Origin of the sequence: Bradyrhizobium sp. KBS0727, from assembly GCF_005937885.2 — a bacterium.
GTDB lineage: Bacteria > Pseudomonadota > Alphaproteobacteria > Rhizobiales > Xanthobacteraceae > Bradyrhizobium.
The window spans coordinates 927,284-946,173 of sequence record NZ_CP042176.1; the positions used below are offsets into that span (position 1 = coordinate 927,284).

General features: G+C 59.5%; 14 protein-coding genes. 11 read left to right on the forward strand and 3 right to left on the reverse strand.

The genetic code is table 11. The features are described from left to right. Positions 1-351: 351 nt before the first annotated feature. The 5 genes from FFI89_RS04385 (at position 352) to FFI89_RS04410 (ending at position 6,432) form a co-directional block, all read left to right on the forward strand. The gene (locus tag FFI89_RS04385; RefSeq protein ID WP_138833254.1) at positions 352-3,042 is read left to right on the forward strand and encodes a DEAD/DEAH box helicase; all 2,691 of its coding nucleotides are present in this window, start codon (positions 352-354) and stop codon (positions 3,040-3,042) included. A gap of 3 nt (positions 3,043-3,045) precedes the next feature. Further along, positions 3,046-3,966 carry an SWIM zinc finger family protein gene (locus tag FFI89_RS04390; protein ID WP_138833256.1) on the forward strand — a complete coding sequence of 307 codons (921 nt, stop codon included), beginning with the start codon at positions 3,046-3,048 and terminating at the stop codon, positions 3,964-3,966. A gap of 89 nt (positions 3,967-4,055) precedes the next feature. After that, positions 4,056-4,775 carry a hypothetical protein gene (locus FFI89_RS04395; protein ID WP_138833258.1) on the forward strand — a complete coding sequence of 240 codons (720 nt, stop codon included), beginning with the start codon at positions 4,056-4,058 and terminating at the stop codon, positions 4,773-4,775. Between the two features lie 388 nt (positions 4,776-5,163). Further along, complete coding sequence (locus FFI89_RS04400) at positions 5,164-5,352, forward strand: hypothetical protein (protein ID WP_138833260.1); 189 nt, start codon at positions 5,164-5,166, stop codon at positions 5,350-5,352. Between the two features lie 438 nt (positions 5,353-5,790). After that, positions 5,791-6,432, forward strand: coding sequence for a trans-aconitate 2-methyltransferase (locus FFI89_RS04410; RefSeq protein WP_138833261.1), 642 nt, complete (start codon positions 5,791-5,793; stop codon positions 6,430-6,432). A gap of 288 nt (positions 6,433-6,720) precedes the next feature. Here FFI89_RS04410 and FFI89_RS04415 read toward each other — a convergent pair whose 3' ends face one another. Further along, positions 6,721-6,954, reverse strand: a complete 234-nt coding sequence (locus FFI89_RS04415) for a hypothetical protein (RefSeq protein ID WP_138833263.1) — start codon at positions 6,952-6,954, stop codon at positions 6,721-6,723. A 98-nt stretch (positions 6,955-7,052) separates the two neighbouring features. Between FFI89_RS04415 and FFI89_RS04420 the strand changes: the two genes are divergently transcribed. Both FFI89_RS04420 and FFI89_RS04425 read left to right on the forward strand, forming a co-directional pair. Further along, a complete protein-coding gene (locus tag FFI89_RS04420; RefSeq protein ID WP_168212776.1) occupies positions 7,053-10,274 on the forward strand; it encodes an ABC transporter substrate-binding protein in 3,222 nt (1,073 codons plus the stop codon). 392 nt (positions 10,275-10,666) lie between these two features. Continuing rightward, positions 10,667-11,578: a formylglycine-generating enzyme family protein gene (locus FFI89_RS04425; RefSeq protein WP_138836085.1), complete on the forward strand. Its 912-nt coding sequence runs from the start codon at positions 10,667-10,669 to the stop codon at positions 11,576-11,578. 69 nt (positions 11,579-11,647) lie between these two features. Here FFI89_RS04425 and FFI89_RS04430 read toward each other — a convergent pair whose 3' ends face one another. Next, positions 11,648-11,887 (reverse strand): PilZ domain-containing protein, encoded by a 240-nt coding sequence (locus tag FFI89_RS04430; protein WP_138833267.1) that lies wholly within the window; start codon positions 11,885-11,887, stop codon positions 11,648-11,650. 465 nt (positions 11,888-12,352) lie between these two features. Between FFI89_RS04430 and FFI89_RS04435 the strand changes: the two genes are divergently transcribed. The 4 genes from FFI89_RS04435 (at position 12,353) to FFI89_RS04455 (ending at position 17,454) form a co-directional block, all read left to right on the forward strand. Continuing rightward, positions 12,353-13,210, forward strand: a complete 858-nt coding sequence (locus FFI89_RS04435; protein WP_246669359.1) for a LysR family transcriptional regulator — start codon at positions 12,353-12,355, stop codon at positions 13,208-13,210. Positions 13,211-13,742: 532 nt separating this feature from the next. Further along, the gene (locus FFI89_RS04445; RefSeq protein ID WP_168212777.1) at positions 13,743-14,204 is read left to right on the forward strand and encodes a spore coat U domain-containing protein; all 462 of its coding nucleotides are present in this window, start codon (positions 13,743-13,745) and stop codon (positions 14,202-14,204) included. Between the two features lie 78 nt (positions 14,205-14,282). Continuing rightward, a complete protein-coding gene (locus FFI89_RS04450; RefSeq protein WP_138833272.1) occupies positions 14,283-15,017 on the forward strand; it encodes a molecular chaperone in 735 nt (244 codons plus the stop codon). 88 nt (positions 15,018-15,105) lie between these two features. Next, complete coding sequence (locus FFI89_RS04455) at positions 15,106-17,454, forward strand: fimbria/pilus outer membrane usher protein (protein WP_168212778.1); 2,349 nt, start codon at positions 15,106-15,108, stop codon at positions 17,452-17,454. Positions 17,455-17,613: 159 nt separating this feature from the next. Here FFI89_RS04455 and FFI89_RS04465 read toward each other — a convergent pair whose 3' ends face one another. Further along, a complete protein-coding gene (locus tag FFI89_RS04465) occupies positions 17,614-18,654 on the reverse strand; it encodes a spore coat U domain-containing protein (RefSeq protein WP_168212779.1) in 1,041 nt (346 codons plus the stop codon). Between the last annotated feature and the right edge of the window lie 236 nt (positions 18,655-18,890).

Consider the following 18,890-nt stretch of genomic DNA (forward strand, 5'->3'; position numbering starts at 1 on the left):
GCCTCCTGGCGCGAGCCGCCAAGTCCCCGCCAATCTAGGAACGGCGAGCGCTGCAACGACTGCGAGCGCAGGGCGAGTTTCCATCTCTTCATGATGTATCATAGCGCACTTTTGCAGCCCACAGTTGCTTGGGTAGAAGCTTGGGTAGGCAATTTTTGTTCGCATAAATTGTGAAGTTTTGTCAGTTGCTTAGGAGATCAGCTATAGTCCGCCCCTGGGCGTCATTCCGCCACCACTCAGGATAAAGTTTGCGATCGGCGCGTCTGTGCCGATGCAACCGATACCAAGCGGCTTGGTCCAACTGGCAACGTCTCCATCTCCATCCCATGCGATCGTAAGAGTCCCTCGATCATGATGCTGGCGCCGGTTCTCACTCCACACGGGTCGCTGATCCTGAGGCAGGCGGACGAAGCGCTTGCGGCCCCGTCTAATCCTCGGCTGGAGCAAGCGTTCTCGCGCGGGCCGGGGCATGGATTGTTGTACCTGGGCGCCGACGAAGTCGGGACGGCTCTGCCTCCGGTGCTGTCATACTGGCGGGAGTTTGCGGTTCACTACGTGACCGCGCTCTGCGCCCTTCCTGATATCGCAGAGGGCGGCACCAAGCCGCCTGTACCGGTCCCAACAGACGGTGAGTTTGACAAGATAGCCGCGGCCGTTCCGCCTATGACAGGCGCGGAATACCTGACGGCGGTTGTCTTGGCCGATCTATGGCGAGATATGGACGCCGCCTTCGATGCCGAACTGGCTGATGCCAAGCTCTCAGTACAGGCGTTCCTCAAAGGCCGGCATCCGGCCTGGAATCTCGTCGGGCGCGTGCACTTCAACCTTGCCGAGAACAGGAAGGATGAGGTCACGCCGTTCGCATTCCTGGCAACCTATACCACGCGGCTATCGGCTCAGGCCAAAGCCCTGCATGTACCGCTGGGTAGAGCCTTGCAGGAATATGCCGGCGCGAAGAATCGCGAGCGACTGCTGTCGCTGCTGCTGCCGGTCCAGCGAGCCGCCGAGCATTGCACATGGTTGAAGGCCATGGTCGACGCGGGCGAGATCTTTCATCCGCTGCGCTGGAGCCCACTCCAAGCCCTGCAATTCCTCAACGACGTGCCCGCGCTCGAAAGCGCCGGCATAGCCGTGCGCATGCCGGCGAATTGGGCGATGAACCGCCCTCCGCGTCCGCAGGTGCGGGCGACGGTCGGGGGACGCGCGCCGTCACAGGTGGGAATGGATGCGCTGCTCGACTTCCAGATGGACGTGACGCTCGACGGCGAAAAGCTTTCGGCGGCTGAAATCAAGCGGCTTCTGGCGCATTCGGACGGGTTGGTCCTGATCCGTGGCAAGTGGGTTCAGGTTGACCATGAACGTCTGCGCCGGACACTCGATAAATTTGAAGCGATCCAACGTCATGCCGCCACCGATGGTTTGTCGTTCGGCGAGGCGATGCGCATGCTGGCTGGGGCAGGCATCGCCGGGAACGGCTCCGGGGAACTCGCGGATGTCGAGTGGAGCCAGACCGTAGCCGGTCCGTGGCTGGCGGAGACGTTGGCTGCCCTGCGCCGCCCCGATGGGCTCGCGCGGGTCGATCCCAGTAGGTTCCTTCAGGGCAAGTTGCGGCCGTATCAATTGGCGGGTGTGCAATGGCTTTATTTGCTCACCCAACTCAGACTCGGGGCCTGCCTTGCCGACGACATGGGGCTCGGCAAGACCATCCAGGTCTTGTCGCTGCTGCTGGTCTTGAAGCATGACGGGGCACACGAGCGGAAGCCATGCCTGCTGGTGGCCCCGGCATCGCTGCTCGCCAATTGGGCGTCCGAGATCGCTCGATTTGCGCCGAGCCTCAAAACGGCCGTGGCCCATCCATCGGCCGCGCCGGCGGAGATGCTCGGCGCAGACGAGGGTAATCTAGCAGATGTGGATTTGGTCATCACGAGCTATGGTTTTCTGGCGCGCTCGCCCTGGCTGGACACCGCGTCGTGGCGATTGGTGGTGCTTGACGAAGCGCAAGCCATCAAGAACCCGGCTGCCAAACAGACCAAAACGGTCAAGCGACTTCGCGCAGATACCCGTATCGCGCTGACGGGAACGCCCATCGAGAACCGGCTCAATGACCTGTGGTCGATTTTCGACTTCATCAATCCCGGGCTGCTGGGATCGCCGAAGCAGTTTTCGTCCTTCGTCAAAGGTCTCGCCGATCGACCGCACAGCCCCTATGAACCGCTGCGCGACCTGGTGCGCCCCTACATCCTGCGGCGCCTGAAGACAGACAAGAGTATCATTGCCGACTTGCCTGACAAGACGGAAATGAAAGCCTTCTGTTCCTTGAGCCGAAAACAGGCCGCGCTCTACCAGCAAGCGGTTGAAGAATTGGCACGCCAGCTCGACGACGTCGATGGAATGCAGCGGAAAGGCGTGGTTCTCGCCTTTCTCATGCGGCTTAAGCAGATCTGCAACCATCCCTCGCAGTGGCTCGGCGACGGCGCATGGGCCGAGGAGGACAGCGGCAAGCTCGCGCGTCTGCGCGACATCCTGGAGGTGATCGCGGCACGGCAGGAGAAGGTTTTGATCTTCACCCAGTTCAAGGAGACAACGGCACCACTCGCGGCGTTCGCCGGCTCCGTGTTCGGGCGGGCCGGCCTGGTCCTGCACGGCGAGACCGAGATCAAGAAGCGCAAGGAACGGGTGAGCCAGTTCCAGGCGGATGAAAATATTCCGTTCTTCGTGCTCTCTCTCAAGGCTGGCGGCACGGGGCTCAATCTTACCGCGGCCTCGCATGTCATCCATTTCGACCGGTGGTGGAATCCGGCGGTGGAAAATCAGGCTACCGACAGAGCGTTCCGAATCGGGCAAACTAGGAATGTTCTCGTCCACAAGTTCGTTTGCCGCGGCACCGTAGAGGACAAGATCGACCGGCTGATCGAGTCGAAGCAGCAACTTGCCGGGGATTTGCTTGGCGGCGGATCTGAAATGATGCTGACCGAGATGAAGGATGAGGACCTGCTGAAGCTCGTGGCTCTCGATTTGAGCACCGCGACGAAGGAAGGGTGAGGGATGAGCTATTTTGAATGGCGCCCTTATGTGCCGGTGGCCGAGAAACGGCGGCAGGCGCAGCGCAAGCTGGCAAAGCTCAAGAAGCGAGGGCAATCCGTCGCTCCCGTGACGATCGAGGGCCGCACGATTGCCAAGAGTTTCTGGGGCAAGTCCTGGTGCACCAACCTCGAGTGCTATAGCGACTTCGAGACTCGGATGCCGCGCGGCCGAACCTGTGTCCGCAACGGCTCTGTCCTTGACCTGCAAATCGCCAAGGGCGAGGTCGCAGCGATGGTCGCAGGTTCTTCGCTCTACAAGGTCAAGATCACCGTTGCGCCGGTCACAGCCGCGCGCTGGAAGGCCATCTGCCGGGATTGCGCAGGAGAGATCAACTCCGTAGTTGAACTCCTTCAAGGCCGCCTGGCCAAAGGCGTCATGGACCGCGTCTGCCGGCTGGGCGACGGCCTTTTCCCATCGCCCGAGGAAATCAAGCTGTCTTGCAGCTGTCCCGACTGGGCCGATATGTGCAAGCACGTTGCGGCGACGCTCTATGGCGTTGGCGCCAGGCTCGACGAAAGGCCTCAACTTCTCTTCGAACTGCGCGGCGTCGACGAACATGAATTGCTTGCCAATGCCGGGCAAGATCTTGCGCTAACACGAGCAGCGCCCGGCGCGGCGAAAATACTCGATAACAGCGATGTCGCAGCGCTGTTCGGGTTGGAAATGGCCGAACCCGCTGTTCCTGATGCTGCCGTTCCCACCGCCCCAAAACGGCATCCGCGTTCGGGCACGTCGAGAGCAAGCAAGACGCAGGTCGTGAAAAAGGCTGCCGTGAAAAAGAAAAGTAACCCACCCCGTGCAACGCGGACCAAGTCGGGGGACAAAATGGCAAGTCCAGCCGGCGCCACGAAGGGAGGCGCGCGACCTCGGCATTTTGCCTAACGTATCCCGTCGACTTGCAGCACTACAAGGGACCCGCTGTCCCAGGGCAATATCTGCCCTGCCAGCACCGCAACGAGGTTCGTGGAGCGATGAACCGGAAGAACCGGACCGTACTCGCCGATCGTGTTGTCCGGGCCGCGGAGGCGGCGCTTGCTGCCCAAGGTTATGTGAGCCTCGTCGACGTGTTCGTCGGGATCGGCTGGCTTGACGTCGGGACGGTGGAACAGTGGCGGCGCGGTCTGATCGATTGCCTTGAGCGTGCTATGCAGACCAGCCTGTCGCGTATCTTGGAAGCGTTGAAGCTGTTCCAATCCTGGGCCACCGGCAAAGGCTTGTCCCCAAGCCCGACGGACTATGTTGCGCGTGCAGCGCAACGCCAGACGCTGCGCTTCAGCCGAAGCGGAGACCCTGCGGTCGAGGCGCTGTACCGGACTCATTGGGTTTCGCAAGAGCTTTCCGAGAAGAAACGCGAAAGCTTGGCAGAAAAAGTAAGCCGAGCCCCTGATTTGGTGGTGGTCCAGCCGTTGAACCGCGAATGGACGTGCCACCGATGTGGCGGTGCCGGAAATCTGTTGATGATGGAAAATTCGGGCCCGGCATGCCTGCGCTGCGTTGGCCTCGATGATCTAGAGTTCTTGCCGGCGGGTGACGCGCTGCTCTCGCGGCGGGTGAAGGCGAAAAGTACGAAATGCGCTGTTGTCGTGCGCTTCAGCCGGAGCCGTCGCCGCTACGAACGACAAGGTCTGTTAGTCGAGCCGCAGGCCCTGGCGGAAGTGCAGCGCGACCTCGTAGCGCGGCGACGCGAGTGACGTCTGCGGGAGACCATGCTCGACCAAAGTCCACCTTCCCTGCCGCATCAAACGAACGATGCTTCGATCGACGCCGTGCAACCCAAAGGTCAAAAACCGTCGCGGAGCGCCCAGCCTTGCTCAAAGAAAAAAATTATGTAGTTATTTCAATCACATATGGGTTCGCAATTTTATACTGAATGGCGCACCATTAAGCTCGGTCCGGCCCTAGCCAGAGGACTTTCCGAGTGAAAGCTCGTCCCGGCGTAGCCCGTAGGGCGCAGCCGGATGGTTCGATCCCTTGAAATAACAATTGATCGAACAGTTCAAAAAAAGTGGGGATATCTCCAAAAAGTCGCTTGATTTCCCATCTTTCTTTTTGCCCGGGGAACTTGATGGGTAAGAGCAGATGACTGATCAACAACTGGCACTGCAGGCGATTAACGAAGCGCAACTCATACTGGAAGACTACCTTCGGCCCCGGCCGCACAACAATGAGCGCGTCCTCGACAGGTTGGTGGAAGTTCTCGAACGCCCTGATTTGGTAGTCGCTGTAAGCCGATTGCAGCAGCGCAGCAGTTTTTCAGGGCGCGAATGAGCAAACCGGCATCAATCGCGTTGGTCGCCGGGATTGCGGCGCTCCTGTCCGCCGGGATGCCCGATGCGCAGGCCAAGCAACCATGCAGCGCCGCGATGCCATCAAATCCGCACGGGCGCTGGTGGTCCTATCGTCTGATCGATGGACGAAAGTGCTGGTACGAAGGCAAGGCCATGCTTTCGAAATCGTTGCTGGAATGGCCCGGGGAGGCATCCGCGCAACCCGAGTCCAACGGACCAGTTACAGGCGCAGTCACTCGAAGGCCTGGCAATCCCTTAGACGCGGAAGCCCGGTCGATGAAGGACGCTGATACCTTCGAAGCGCGATGGCGGGAAAGGGTGGAAATACATTAGGCGTTGCCGCCGAAGGAAGTCTCGAGCAACCGGTTGTTGACCACTCGCGAGCAGCGCTTGTTTTTAAAGCGGCGGAAACCGGCAAATGCGAACAGCTGCAGAATTCAATCTCTATTACGCGACCCCTGATCCCTGGCATATTTCCCACGCGCGATTCAGGGACAAGGTCTTGCGCCGACGGCTGAAGCGGTTGATCCGGGGCAAATCCGTTCTTGAACTCGGTTGCGGTGAAGGCCACTTGACCGATGCCGTTTTTGACAAGGCACGATCCGTCGTTGGCATCGACATAAGCGACGTGGCAATTGCTCGCGCTAAATCGCTGAACCTGCCAAATGCCAGATTTGAATGCGCTGATTTTTTACAAAAGTCATTCGAGGGTTACGACGTGATCACAGCCATCGAATGCGTCTACTATCTGTCCTTCCAGGAGCGGGAAGTTTTTCTGAAGAAAGTTGCCAAGGAACACCCCGGCAAAATACTTCTGCTTTCGGGTCCGATCGTCGACTACAGAAGACACTTCAGTCATAGGCGATTGATGATCGAGTTCACGGCGCTCGGGTTTGCTCCCCTTAAATTCTCCAACCTTTCCGTTTATTGGTATCCGCCTTCATCCAGAATTGTCGCTAACCTGATCAAGCTGCCGCTTGCATACGCCTTGCTTGACTGGTTGCCGGAGGCGATGATCTATCAAAGGCTATACGTGCTTCGAGCACCGAACCGCCCCTGACCCGGATATTCGACGGCCCGAAGCAGCCTCGCGCAAATGACCGCCTAAAGCTCGCCCGCACCATTCGGTAAGCTATCGATCAGACGGGGGTATCCAGAACCCGCCCCTGGGCACCATTAAGCGTGGCCGGCCCCGCCGTATTCAGAGGACTCGCCGAGTGAAAAGCTCGTCCCGGCGTAGCCCGTTGGGCGATGCCGGGTGGTTCGATCCCGCCCCTGGGCACCAATTTTGAACAGATTTGCGAACCACGGGCGTGGGGTGGCCTTTGGGCCGAACGTTGACCGGATGTTATCGTTCGAGCCAACGATTCGAATTTCGTTCTCCGAAACAATCGCCACGCCCGTTCAGCCTTTCTGCGATCTTCTTCGTTCCCCGCGGGCCGCTGCTGCCATCACGGTTCCTGGCCAGATCGAAGACGCGGATCACGATCTCCGCTTCGATCGGCTCGATGGCGAGTTTCTTCTTCTGCTTATTGTTGATTGGCGTCGACAGCTTTTTAGTCAAAAGGAACGATGCCGCCATCAGAACCAGGCTTCGCGCCGCATCGACTCCCGGGATTGGCAGATATAAATTGTCAATCTGTCCCTCCACTCGGGAGATGCGCTGTGGCACAGAATAGGTTGGCCGCTGTCAACCGCCGAGCGACCCACGTCTGGCCGAGGCTTGCTGCGCTGGCCATCGCTGCATGCCTATCGCTTCTGCCATGGCATCAAGCCGCTGCGCTCGAACAAGTTTCCCTGCAGCTCAAATGGAAGCATCAGTTTCAGTTCGCCGGCTACTATCAGGCGCTTGAGCAGGGATTCTATCGCGACGCCGGTCTCGACGTCGCCATCCGCGAGGGCGGTCCCGATATCGACGTCGCCGAAACGGTTGCCGGCGGCAATGCCGATTTTGGCGTCTGCAACGTCAGCGTCTTGGGCGAATGGGCGAAGGGCCGGCGGCTGGTCGTTCTGGCTGCTATCTTCCAGCACTCCCCGGCCGTCATTCTGGTGCCGCGCCGGGCCGACATCAGCAGCGTGTCGGAATTGCGCGGCCGCACGCTGATGGACACGCCCGGCAGTGACGAGATCGCCGCGATGCTGAAGCGCGCAGGGATTGATTACGCGGCACTCCCGCGCGTCGATCACCACGGCGACCCGCGCGATCTCCTGGCCGGTCGGGCCGACGCGATGGTTGCCTACAGCACCAACGAGCCGTTCGTCCTTGAACAGCTCGGTGCGGCCTACCGTACCTTCTCACCCGCCGCATCCGGGGTCGATTTTTACGGCGATAATCTGTGCACTTCAGAGGCGGAGGCGAAAGCCCACCCGGACCGGGTCGAGGCTTTCAGGGTGGCTACCATAAAGGGATGGGCCTACGCCTTGGCGCACAAGGAGCCGACCGTCGACCTGATCCTCAGGAGCTATTCGCAAAAGAAGAGCCGCGAAGCGCTGCTGTTTGAGGCAGAGCACACAGCGACGCTGGTTGGCCGCGACCCCGATCGGATCGGCGAGCAAGATCCCGCGCGCTGGCGGCGCATCGCCGCGACCTACCACAATCTCGGTTTTATCGCCGACGCGACGCTGCCGCAGCCACTGATTTGGGACAGCGAGGACGGCAACCCGCGGCGCTGGCTGCTGTTACTGGCGGTCGGTGTGGCGTTGGCGGCGCTGGTTTGGTTTGCCAACAGGCGTCGTCGCTTCCTGCAGGGTTTGCGGGCCCGGCTGGGCGCGCTTCCGTTTTTCGCCAGGATCGCGCGACCGAGGCTGAGCCTGATCATGTCGTTGCTCTTCATCGGCCTCAGCATTCCGGTTCTCATTTTTATCTTGATCTACAATTACAACAAGAATTCCGCCGGCATGGTGTCGATCCTGAACGATGCGGTCGCGCAGACCAGCCAGGCCGGCGTCGAGCGCACCCAGAACCTGATCGAAAGCACGGAAAGCCCGCTGCGCTTTATCGCCCAGGTGGCCGCCGTCGATCCCGGGTATTTTCGCACCGAGCAAAGCAATGATCTGTTGTACCGGGCCTTGACCTCGGCTGCACATATCGACGCCGTCTATGCCAGCTTCGAGGATGGCTACCATCGCGTGGTTACCCGAATCGACGAGGACCGCAGGCGTAGCGACCCTCGTATTCCGGCGGCTGCGAACTGGCACGCCAGCTACATCGATGCGATCACCTTTGCGCTTTCACGAATCCGCCATCGCAAATTCTTCGATATCTGGCCGCATCTGGTAGGTCAGTACGATGTCCCAACCGACATGGACATAAAGATGTTGCCCGGCTATCAGGCGGCCAAGGTCACCAGGACGCTCGTCGTGACCGAGCCCTCGATCAATCCCGACACCGGTTTTCCCATTCTCTATGTGCGTGTCCCGATCTATCGAGGTGTCGACTTCCTTGGCTGCGCAACGGCCAACATCACCATGGACGTCCTATCGAGCTTTCTCAGCGAGCACCGGGCCAGCGCACACAGCACTACCCTGATCGCGGACCGCAGCGATGGTAAAATTATCGCCTTCCCGAACAAGCAGAAAGGCGTACGCATCAAGGATGGTGTCCTTAGGGTCACAACTCTGGCTGACATCGACGATCCGGACGTGCGTGAGGCTCATCACCAGCACACCCTTGCCGCCCGCGACCGCTTCGTTTTCCGATCGTCAGCAACCGGAGCAGATTTGATCGCAGCCTTCGCTAATTTCCCGGATGGCTTCGGGCAGCCCTGGCAGGTGATTACGCTGACGCCTATCGACGATTTCGTGGGAACGTTGAAGGCGACCAATCGGCTAATGATGGTGATCATCATCGTCCTCACGGTCATCGAGCTGTTCTTCATCTATTTCGCGGCCCGTCGGCTATCGCTGCCCGTCGAAAACGTGTCCCGGCAATTGCAGGAAATCGAAAGTCTGCATTTCGACACACCCGAGGCGCAGCCATCCAATATCCGGGAGATTGCGCGGCTGGAATCCGCGGCCTCTCTGCTGCGGACCTCGCTTAAATCGTTCTCCTCCTTCGTTCCGCTTGACGTGGTCCGCCAGCTCATCAAGTCGGGCATTCCGCTGACCCTCGGCGTCGAGCCACGGCCTCTCACCGTGTTCTTCTCCGACCTTGAGAACTTCTCCAGCCATTCCGAGCGTCTCGCGCCCAATGACCTTCTGATTCAGATCTCGACCTATCTCGAGGAAGTTTCCGGCGCGATCTCCGAGGAGGGCGGAACCATCGACAAGTTCATCGGCGACGGCGTCATGGCATTCTGGAATGCTCCGGTTCTGCGCCCCGACCATGTTCTTCGCGCGTGCGCGGGCGCCTTGCGCGCGTCACGGCGCATGGAGCGCGTCAACGATACCTGGGAGGCCGAAGGACGACCGCGAATCCGAATCCGGATTGGACTGAATTGCGCCACCGTCCTGGTTGGCAACGTCGGCTCGTCAACCCGGCTGAGCTACACCGCGCTGGGCGACGGCGTAAACGTCGCCGCGCGGCTCGAAGGCATCAACAAGCTGTTTGGCACCACGATCTGCATCAGCGACAGCGTGTACGATCAGGCAAAGGCCGACATACTCGTCCGGCCGCTCAAGCGCGTTCAGGTGAAGGGCCGCAAGAGCGAGTTCATGATCTATGAACTGCTCGCTTTTCGCGCCAGTAACGATCCGGACCTGAGGGTCCGTGATCGGGACGAGGAACTGAGTGCGATGACCTGGCTTGCCTCGCAAAAGTTCGAGGCCGGAGATTTTGCTGCGGCGAAGCGAGCCTATGAGGCTCTCCTGGAAAGCTTTCCCGGCGATTCCGTGGCCAAGCTCATGCTGAAAGAATGCGAGGAGCACGCGGTTTCCCAGAGAAAGTCGGTTAGTAGTCAATGATGCGATCAGTTTCGCGGCCGATCGCTTTCGGGAAGGCGAAGGAGCGATGCCACGATAGAATTCCCTCGCGTTGTCTGATGACTTCGTTGTCGAACGCGGCATCGTGGGCGGTCTCGCCATACATTCCTGCAGGTTCTAATGACATGAGGGCGGTGACAGTGCACTCAATTAATTCGGCTCGTTTCTGAAAAAGAGCGACTCATCAATTGAGTGCACAATCCCCAAATTGAATCCGTCACGCTGGCGCGTCTTGACATAGATACCCGCCAGGCAAAGACTCGGATTCAGAAGGCAAGGTTTGTGCGCACTGACAGGGAGTTCTTGCCGTGACCACGGTGCAGTTGAACGACAAGGCCGCTGATACCGGGGCTGGCGATCCGTCTCTCTCCGGAATGATCCGGATTCCGGGCGGCACCTTTCGCATGGGATCGGACAAGCATTATCCCGAGGAGGCGCCGGTTCATCGCGTCACCGTCGACTCGTTTTTCATCGACCCCACGCCGGTGACGAACCGGCAATTCAAGGAGTTCGTGAAAGCGACCGGCCATGTCACCTTTGCCCAGATACGGCCCGATCCCAAGGATTATCCGGGGGCCTTGCCGCACATGCTTTACGCGGGCTCGCTGGTGTTTTCGCCGCCCGCGCGTCCGGTCGACCTGCGCAATTGGGGAGAGTGGTGGACCTTTTTGAAAGGCGCCGACTGGCGGCATCCCTACGGTTCGAAGAGCAACATCAACAATCTCGATAGCCATCCCGTGGTGCACATCTCGTTTGCCGATGCGTTGGCCTATGCGCGCTGGGCCGGCAAGGATCTGCCGACCGAAGCCGAGTGGGAATACGCGGCGCGGGGCGGACTCGACGGCGCCGAATACGCCTGGGGCGATGAGTTCACGCCCGGCGGCACGCATCGGGCCAATACGTGGCAGGGCGAATTTCCGCGGCAAAATCTGGGCGAAGATGGCTACGAGCGGACCTCGCCGGTCACGACGTTTCTGCCGAACGGCTACGGTGTCTACGACATGATCGGAAATGTCTGGGAATGGACCGCGGACTGGTACACGCAGAAGCACGATGCCGACGCGCCGAAGGCCTGCTGCATTCCGGAAAATCCGCGCGGCGGTGCCGAGGCAGGCAGCTACGATCCGCGCCAGCCCAACATCAAGATTCCCCGCAAGGTAATCAAGGGCGGCTCGCATCTGTGTGCGCCGAACTACTGCCGCCGTTACCGGCCTGCCGCCCGGCACGCCGAAGCGGTCGACACCTCGACGAGCCACCTCGGATTTCGCTGCGTGGTCCGGCGCTGACAACGGGGACGTGAGGGAAATGGCCGAGAAAGCGGAGGCAGCGAGCCACAAAGCCCCGCGTCGGTCGCCTCAACCGAAGACGATGCCAATCCGCTTTTCCCTGCGCCAAATGACCTGGCAATGCCGAATGAGGTGGTCAGCGGAGATGACGAGCTCAAATGCCGGCGGGATGCCAACCTGGTTCTCAACCTCAAGGGCGGCGCCGGTATCCGAGAGATTTCGGACGAGACAATCGATTCCTGCACCGTTGAACGTGATTGATCCGGCCTTCAGCGTCCGGCGACGGTCGTTGTTTCGCTTGCTCTCCATCCAAATGTCTCCTTTCACCCGCAAGCTCCTGCGCCGGCCGGGCCGGGAGTCCGCCATCTGTCGCGAATGCGGTAACCAGCAGCAGTTCACGCATTGTTGCGATCGACCGGGCCGCTGTTCACGGACCGCGTCAATATGACGTGGAACCCTTGAAGAATACCTGTATAATAGGTTTGTCGATTCTGCTACTTTCGCGAGCAATGATTGGTCTGTCGATATTGATGTACCTATAAAATTGGAGCGTTCGCTGCTTTGCACTTTGATGCGTTGATTTGAGGCAGGAGAATATTTCAAGATCGTTATCCAGCGTTCTGGCCGCGCGGTTCACGGATGCCAGCAACCCTTCATTCTCATCGGGAGGACTCCGGGCAAAGAGTTCTGGCCAAACCTGGCGTGAAATTCGGCGAGCCGATAAGGCTCATTCTGCGGTTCTAATCGTTCTCGGAATTGTTCAGGGGAATTGAGATGAACAGGCACCATCCATTGAACGTACCGATCGAGATCGTGCGCACGATCGTCGCCATTTCGGAGACAGGAAGCTTGTCGAAGGCGGCGGAAAGGCTTGGCCTCAGCCAACCGGCCGTCAGTTCCCAAATAAAACGCATCCAACACCTGCTTGGAGGGCAGGTCTTTACAAGGACCGCCAACGGCACCACTCCGACAGCCTTGGGCAAGCTGGTCCTCAGCCAGGCACGCAAGATGCTGGAAGCCAATGACCAGATGTTACGTCTCGGAGGCTCCGCGGATGGCCCTCAACCGGTACGAGTCGGGATCAGTACGCTATTTGTGAAGCAGTTCTTTCAGCACCAGAATGCGGAGACCCTGGCGGACGTTGTCGTCCACGCTGACAATTCGGCTGGAATCAGCCGGGGTCTCGTCGAAGGCTACATCGACATTGCGTGCACCTATGAAAACGCCGAAACCGCGGAAGCCATCCGCGCAACCGTCGTCCATGAGCGCCTTGAGAGTTTCGTCTGGGTTCGTTCAAAGGATTTCGTCCTGCGGCCGGGGGCGCCGATTCCAATTTTGACGTGGCCGGGCGATGACTTGATGATTGCCAGCCTGACGCGTCTTGGCATGTCCTACAAAATCGTCTTTAGCAGCCCCGACATTCACTCCAAGCTGGCGGCGCTTGAGGCCGGTATTGGGGTCTCCGCTCTGCCGGCCCGCCTGATTCCGCCATCGCTGATGCAAGCCAAAGAGTATTACCTTCCGGAACTCCGCCCGGTCAAAGTGTTGCTGTGCGCTCGACCGGAAATCGATGCGGCGCGATCCGCCAGGCTTCTGGAGCTGTTGTCTTCCCTGTTCTTCAAGAGTCCCTAAGAGCCGTATCCGTTCCGATGGAATCGGAACGGGGCTCTGGATTTTTGATTTGACGCGTTTTCTTGACGCGAACCGGTTTCCACCCGCGGATCGAGTCCGCGGGCATGCTTCGCTGGAAAACGCTCTAGCGGACCGCTCAGGAAATATCGGTCAGGGTTTGGCCCATGCGGTGAAATTACCTTCACCTGCTGCCATTCAGTCTTGGCTTGCTGTCCGGAGAACGGTGTCGATCCGAATCTTTCCGATCGGCTGCGTATACCGGTGATTTCTATGACTACATCAATTCTGATTTGTTCATAGAGATTGTTCGGAGGCCGTGATCCGGAAACGATAGTCCTAATCCAATCTTCATCGATAAGTTGTTAACCATATAACGGTCGTCGTTGTTGCGATCCGGTGATCGCCGTCCCGCTCCGAGCGTTTAGAAATGAATACGCCGTCCGAATCGAACTCCTGGGTGAAAAGGTGGCCTTGCTCGTCGCCATCGGTCTTCTTGATTCGCCTTTTCGCCTGTCTTCTGGCTGGAGAGCCCGTGGTGGCTCAGGCCGGGACTTCAACGGCGGTCCTGAGCGTGTCGATCGTCATCACTGCCTCCTGCACGATCAATCCGGCGACGCTCACCTTTGCGCCCACGCCCGGCACCAGCCTGGTCACGACAGCCGTCAACGGAAGTTCGACGGTATTGGTTACGTGCACCAGTGGAAGCCCCTACTCGATTGCGATGGACAACGGCTCAAACGCATCCGGCAGCCAACGTCGAATGAACAGCGGATCCAATTTTCTCAGCTACGATCTGTATGTTGACGCGGCGCACACATTGCCCTGGTCCACGGCCACCGGCGCCGGCACCTGTACGACAACCGGTGACTGCTACCTCGGCACCGGCAACGGCTCGGCCCAGTCCATCAACATTTATGGCGTTGTTCCAGTGACCGCAACGGCGCCTCCGGCCGGCACTTACACCGACACGGTTACGATGACGATTACGTTCTGACAACGGCAATATACGTTCGAAAATTATCCACGTGGCGATCGAGTAATTCAATCTCGCCTCCTACAGAAGAGAGAGAACATGACGGTCCGTAGCGCACTCCTATGGGTGATCGTGGGGGTATGCGTCAGTCCCTGGCCCGCCTTGGCGGCCCAGCTCCAGGTCGAACCGGTATTGCTGGAGCTCAGCGCGCCTACCGCGGCCGGTGTTCTGACCCTGCGCAACAACGATGACGTGGAGGCGGTCGTGCAGACGCGGGTAGTCCGCTGGTCTCAGTCAAACGGCAGTGACGTGCTCGAGCCGGCAACCGATGTCGTGGCGTCTCCGCCGTCCGTAACGTTGGCACCGCACTCCGACTACGTGGTGCGGGTAGTCCGTGTATCAAAGCAGCCGGTGAGAGAGGAGGAGAGCTACAGGGTCATTGTAGATCAGTTGCCGACCACCCTGGCGCAACAGAACCGGTCCGTAAATGTCCTGATACGGCAGTCGATTCCGGTGTTCTTCCGGATACGCAATCTTCGACCGGCCAGTGTCTCCTGGACGGTGAGGCGTGAGGTGAAGAAGCTGGTTTTGACCGCAAGCAACGCCGGGAGCGAGCATCTGCGGCTTGCGTCGTTGCGACTTCGTAACTCGGCGGGGATGACGATCTCATACGGAAATGGCCTCGCAGGTTACGTGCTCGGTCAGTCCACCAAAAGCTGGATATTGCCGGACCGCCCAGCTGGCTTTGAGATCAAGGGATCGATCTCGATTGCGGCGGAGAGCGACAAGGGTCCAGTGAGCGCGATCGCCCGGTCGTCAGATGGTCCGCAATAGGAGAACAGCCGCTTTCCTGCTGGCCATGGCCGCTGCCGTATTCTTCCCAGACCGCTCGCGCGCGGATCAGGAGCGGAAGAGCCTGCAGTTGGACGTCGTTATCAACGATGCTCCGATCAAGATGATCGCGAGCTTCGTCCTGCTTGAACAGAATCGAATCGGGACTACGCCGGAGGAACTGGAGGAAATAGGCCTCTGCCTGGAACGGCCTCGCAATCCGGACGAGATTGTCCTGCTCGATGAAATTCCAACCGTGTCCTACGTCTATCTGGAACGAATTCAAACCATTCGAATCACGGTGGATAACCGATACCGCAAGGGTCAAATGCTGGACTTGAGCGGGGCAACCACCGTATCGCCGGTTCGAACCCAGGCGGCCTGGGGAGCCGTCCTGAACTACGATTTATTGGGCACGTCCGCCAACGCTCGCAGCCTTTCCGTCTTCAGCGGTAGTTCGCTCACGCTCGATGGCCGGGTGTTTTCTCCCTACGGCACCTTGCAACAATCGGCCATCGTTCGTTCCGGTCTCCAGCAGTCGACCGAGGTCGTCAGGCTCGACACCGTATTTCGCTATTCCGATCAGCAGAGAATGGTCACGTATGCCGCCGGTGATGTCATCAATGGCGGCCTCGCATGGTCGCGCCCGGTCCGGATCGGTGGGCTCCAGGCCCAAAGCAATTTTTCGCTGCGACCGGACCTCATCACGATGCCGCTTCCATCCCTGGGAGGCAGCGCGGCGGTGCCATCGACGGTAGACGTTTATGTCAACAACATGAAAACGTTTACCCAGGAGGTGGCGGCGGGTCCCTTCAGCGTCAAAAACGTTCCGCTGATTTCCGGCTCCGGCAACGCCGAGCTGGTCATCCGCGATTCCGCGGGCCATGAGACAAGATCGGTATCGCCGTTTTATGCGTCCGCCAGCCTGTTGTCGCCGGGATTAACGGCATGGTCGATAGAGGCCGGCTTGCCTCGACTGTCCTATGGCTCCAGTTCGGATGTCTATCTGGGTTCGCCGATCGGATCGGCAACGCTGCGGCGGGGGATATTCGACTGGATGACGCTGGAGGGGCACGCCGAGGCCGCGGCCGGGCTTGCCGACGGCGGTGTCGGTGCGGTTGTCAGAACGGGAAACTTCGGAGTGGCGGGCGCCGCCCTCTCGGCGAGCACCGGCAACCGAAATTCGGGACTTCAGGCGTATTTGTCCTACGAGACCCGCCTGTTTGGTCTCAACATCTCGGCGAGTTCTCAACGCACATTCGGGTCGTACGAAGATCTGGCTTCGACGACCGCCCGGCTGTCATTTTCCGCCGCCAACCAGTTGCAGGCGCTTTCCGGGCTTTCCTATTCACTGTCACCCAACTTCCTCGCGCCGTTTGCAGCTTCCAACGCCACCGCGGCGGCGAATTCGCAGATCTACACCAGTGTCCGAGCACCGCTTGCACTCGACCGGGTGACCTTCAGCGCGCCATTGGCATTCGACGAAAAATCGAATGTGAGCATGAGCTTCATTCACTTGCTGGATTGTCTGGGAAATCGTTCAGACATCGTGACGGGCACGTTCACACGCTCATTACCGTTCAGTGCATCTGGTTTTGCGACGATATTCCACGATTTTGGCAGCGGGAAGAATACCGGGATCTTTGCCGGCGTGACCATTCCATTGGGCCCGTCGGCTTCCATCTCGTCCGGAATTGCCAAAGGACAAGGCGGCATGACCGCGAGCATCGACGCCGTGCAATCCCCCGGACTCGAACCCGGCAGCTATGGTTGGCGCCTGCACGCCGCCCAGGGAGCTGTGATTGATCGTCAGGCGTCCGTGTCTTACCGATCGAACTATGGCACCGTTCAGGCAGGTGTCAGCGAGACGAATTCCAGCAGCAGCGCCGCGCTGGAATTGCGAGGTTCGATCACGACGATGGACGGTGGCGTATTCCTTTCCAACTGGATCGACGACGGGTTTGCGGTGGTCAACGTCGGAGTTCCGGGGGTGGCGGTGCTGCACGAGAACCGCCCCGCTGGGGTGACCGATTCCCAGGGAATGCTGCTGCTGCCTTCGCTTCGAGCCTACCAGAGAAACAAGATCGAGATCGACCCGGTCAACCTCCCTGTCGATGCCGAGATCGAGAGCACGCACGAGGTTGTAACCCCGGCCGATCGCGCCGGCGCACTGGTCAAGTTTCAGGTTCGCAGCGACAATTCGTCCGCACTTGTAACCTTCGTCAGGGCCGACGGAAGCTTTGTACCCGCGGGAGCCAGGGGCCGCATCGACGGCGGCAGCGGATTCGTCGTGGGTTATGACGGCCAGGCTTTCATCAGGAATCTCGCGGAAACCAATCGCGCCTCGATCGAGACGGTTGCGGGCTTCTGCAGTGCGACGTTCGCATTTGCCGCAAGACCAGGCGAACAGGTCCAGATCGCGCCGGTTGCGTGCCGCTGATGTCGATTGCCGGCCATCGCTGCGCGCAGGGCCGAGAGCGTTTTCCAGCGAAGCATGCCCGCGGACTTGATCCGCGGGTGGAAACCGGTTCGCGTCAAGAAAACGCGTCAAATCAAAAAGCTGGAGCCCCGTTCCGATTTTATCGGAACGGAAGAGGCTCTAGAACGTGATCGTTGCGATCACGGCGTCGGTGTAGGTCCCGACCGGGGGCGCGACCTGGGGAGGCACGCGCCCGTAAACTGTTACGCTCTGGTTGGAGCCTGTGCCCGTGCCAAGCACGCACGTACCGCCTCCATTTGTGCAACCCGATGCTGAGGTCGTTGTGCTCCAGGCCGTCGAGCGTGCGGCATCCGTATAGAGGCCGTACTTAACGTAATTCGATGCGCCGTTCAGCATTCTGCGCTGAGCGCCGCTCGCGTTGGCTCCGCTGTCCAGACCAATCGAATAGGGGGTTGTGTTGGTGCATTGAACGGTGACCGTTCCGACGGCGTCGACGTTCGATGTCAGCAGCGATGCGCTGCCAAAGTTGAGGGGCGTTGCCGACAAATGACAATTTGCCGGGATGGTCGCGAGCCAGGGAGATGACCCTGCGTTGACGAAGTTTCCCGGATTGGCCGAACAGTTTGGGCTGGTGAGTAGATACGCACTGCCTGCAAGGGCGGGCGAGGCCGTGTTCCAGGTGTATGTTCCTGGAATCGCCGTTTGCTGTCCGGCTTTGAGCCGGCCGTAAACCGTGAAGGTCTGGGAAGCGCTGGACAAGAGTGGAATAGTCAAATTGAAACTCACACCTCCCGTACCGTATTGCGAGGTCCCATAGCCCCACGAGCCCCAAACCTGGGTCCGCGCGGCGTCAGAGTAGAGTTCGTGCTGTATCGTGTTGGCTCCGCTTCCCATATAGCGGATGGAGGAATTGCTGTTGGGCGAACCCTGGTCGAATTGGATGCACACGTTGTAGGTGCACCCCAACAGGCAGCCCGAGCAATTGACGGTGAACGACGACGTCGTATCGACCGAACTTCCTGACAGAATATCAACGGAACCGTAGTTTCCCGAGGCGGCAGAGACCGAACAGCTCTGTGCGTCGGCGCGAACCGCGAACATCATCATCACAGCAAGAAATGCCCAGGTGGCCGCGCAAGACCGGATGGTTCGCACCAGATTGAGATGCCGGATGGCTGCTGGCGCAACCCGTGCGCTCACAGTTGAAGAAGGCTCTCCTGAAAGCTCTCCGGATTTTGCGCGGTGTCGCATTGAAGGAGACGATCCGGATTTTGGAGAGCGGAATGGGTAGTGGTCGCCAACGCAGGATATCTGAGTCGGCAGTTTGGCGTGACCCGTCGTCAATATCTATGTCCATATCAATTTTGATCTAGTCAGAAGAACCTTTCGTTCCACCCAAATTCGGCATGGTCGGCATATAGCCGATCTTCATCCTG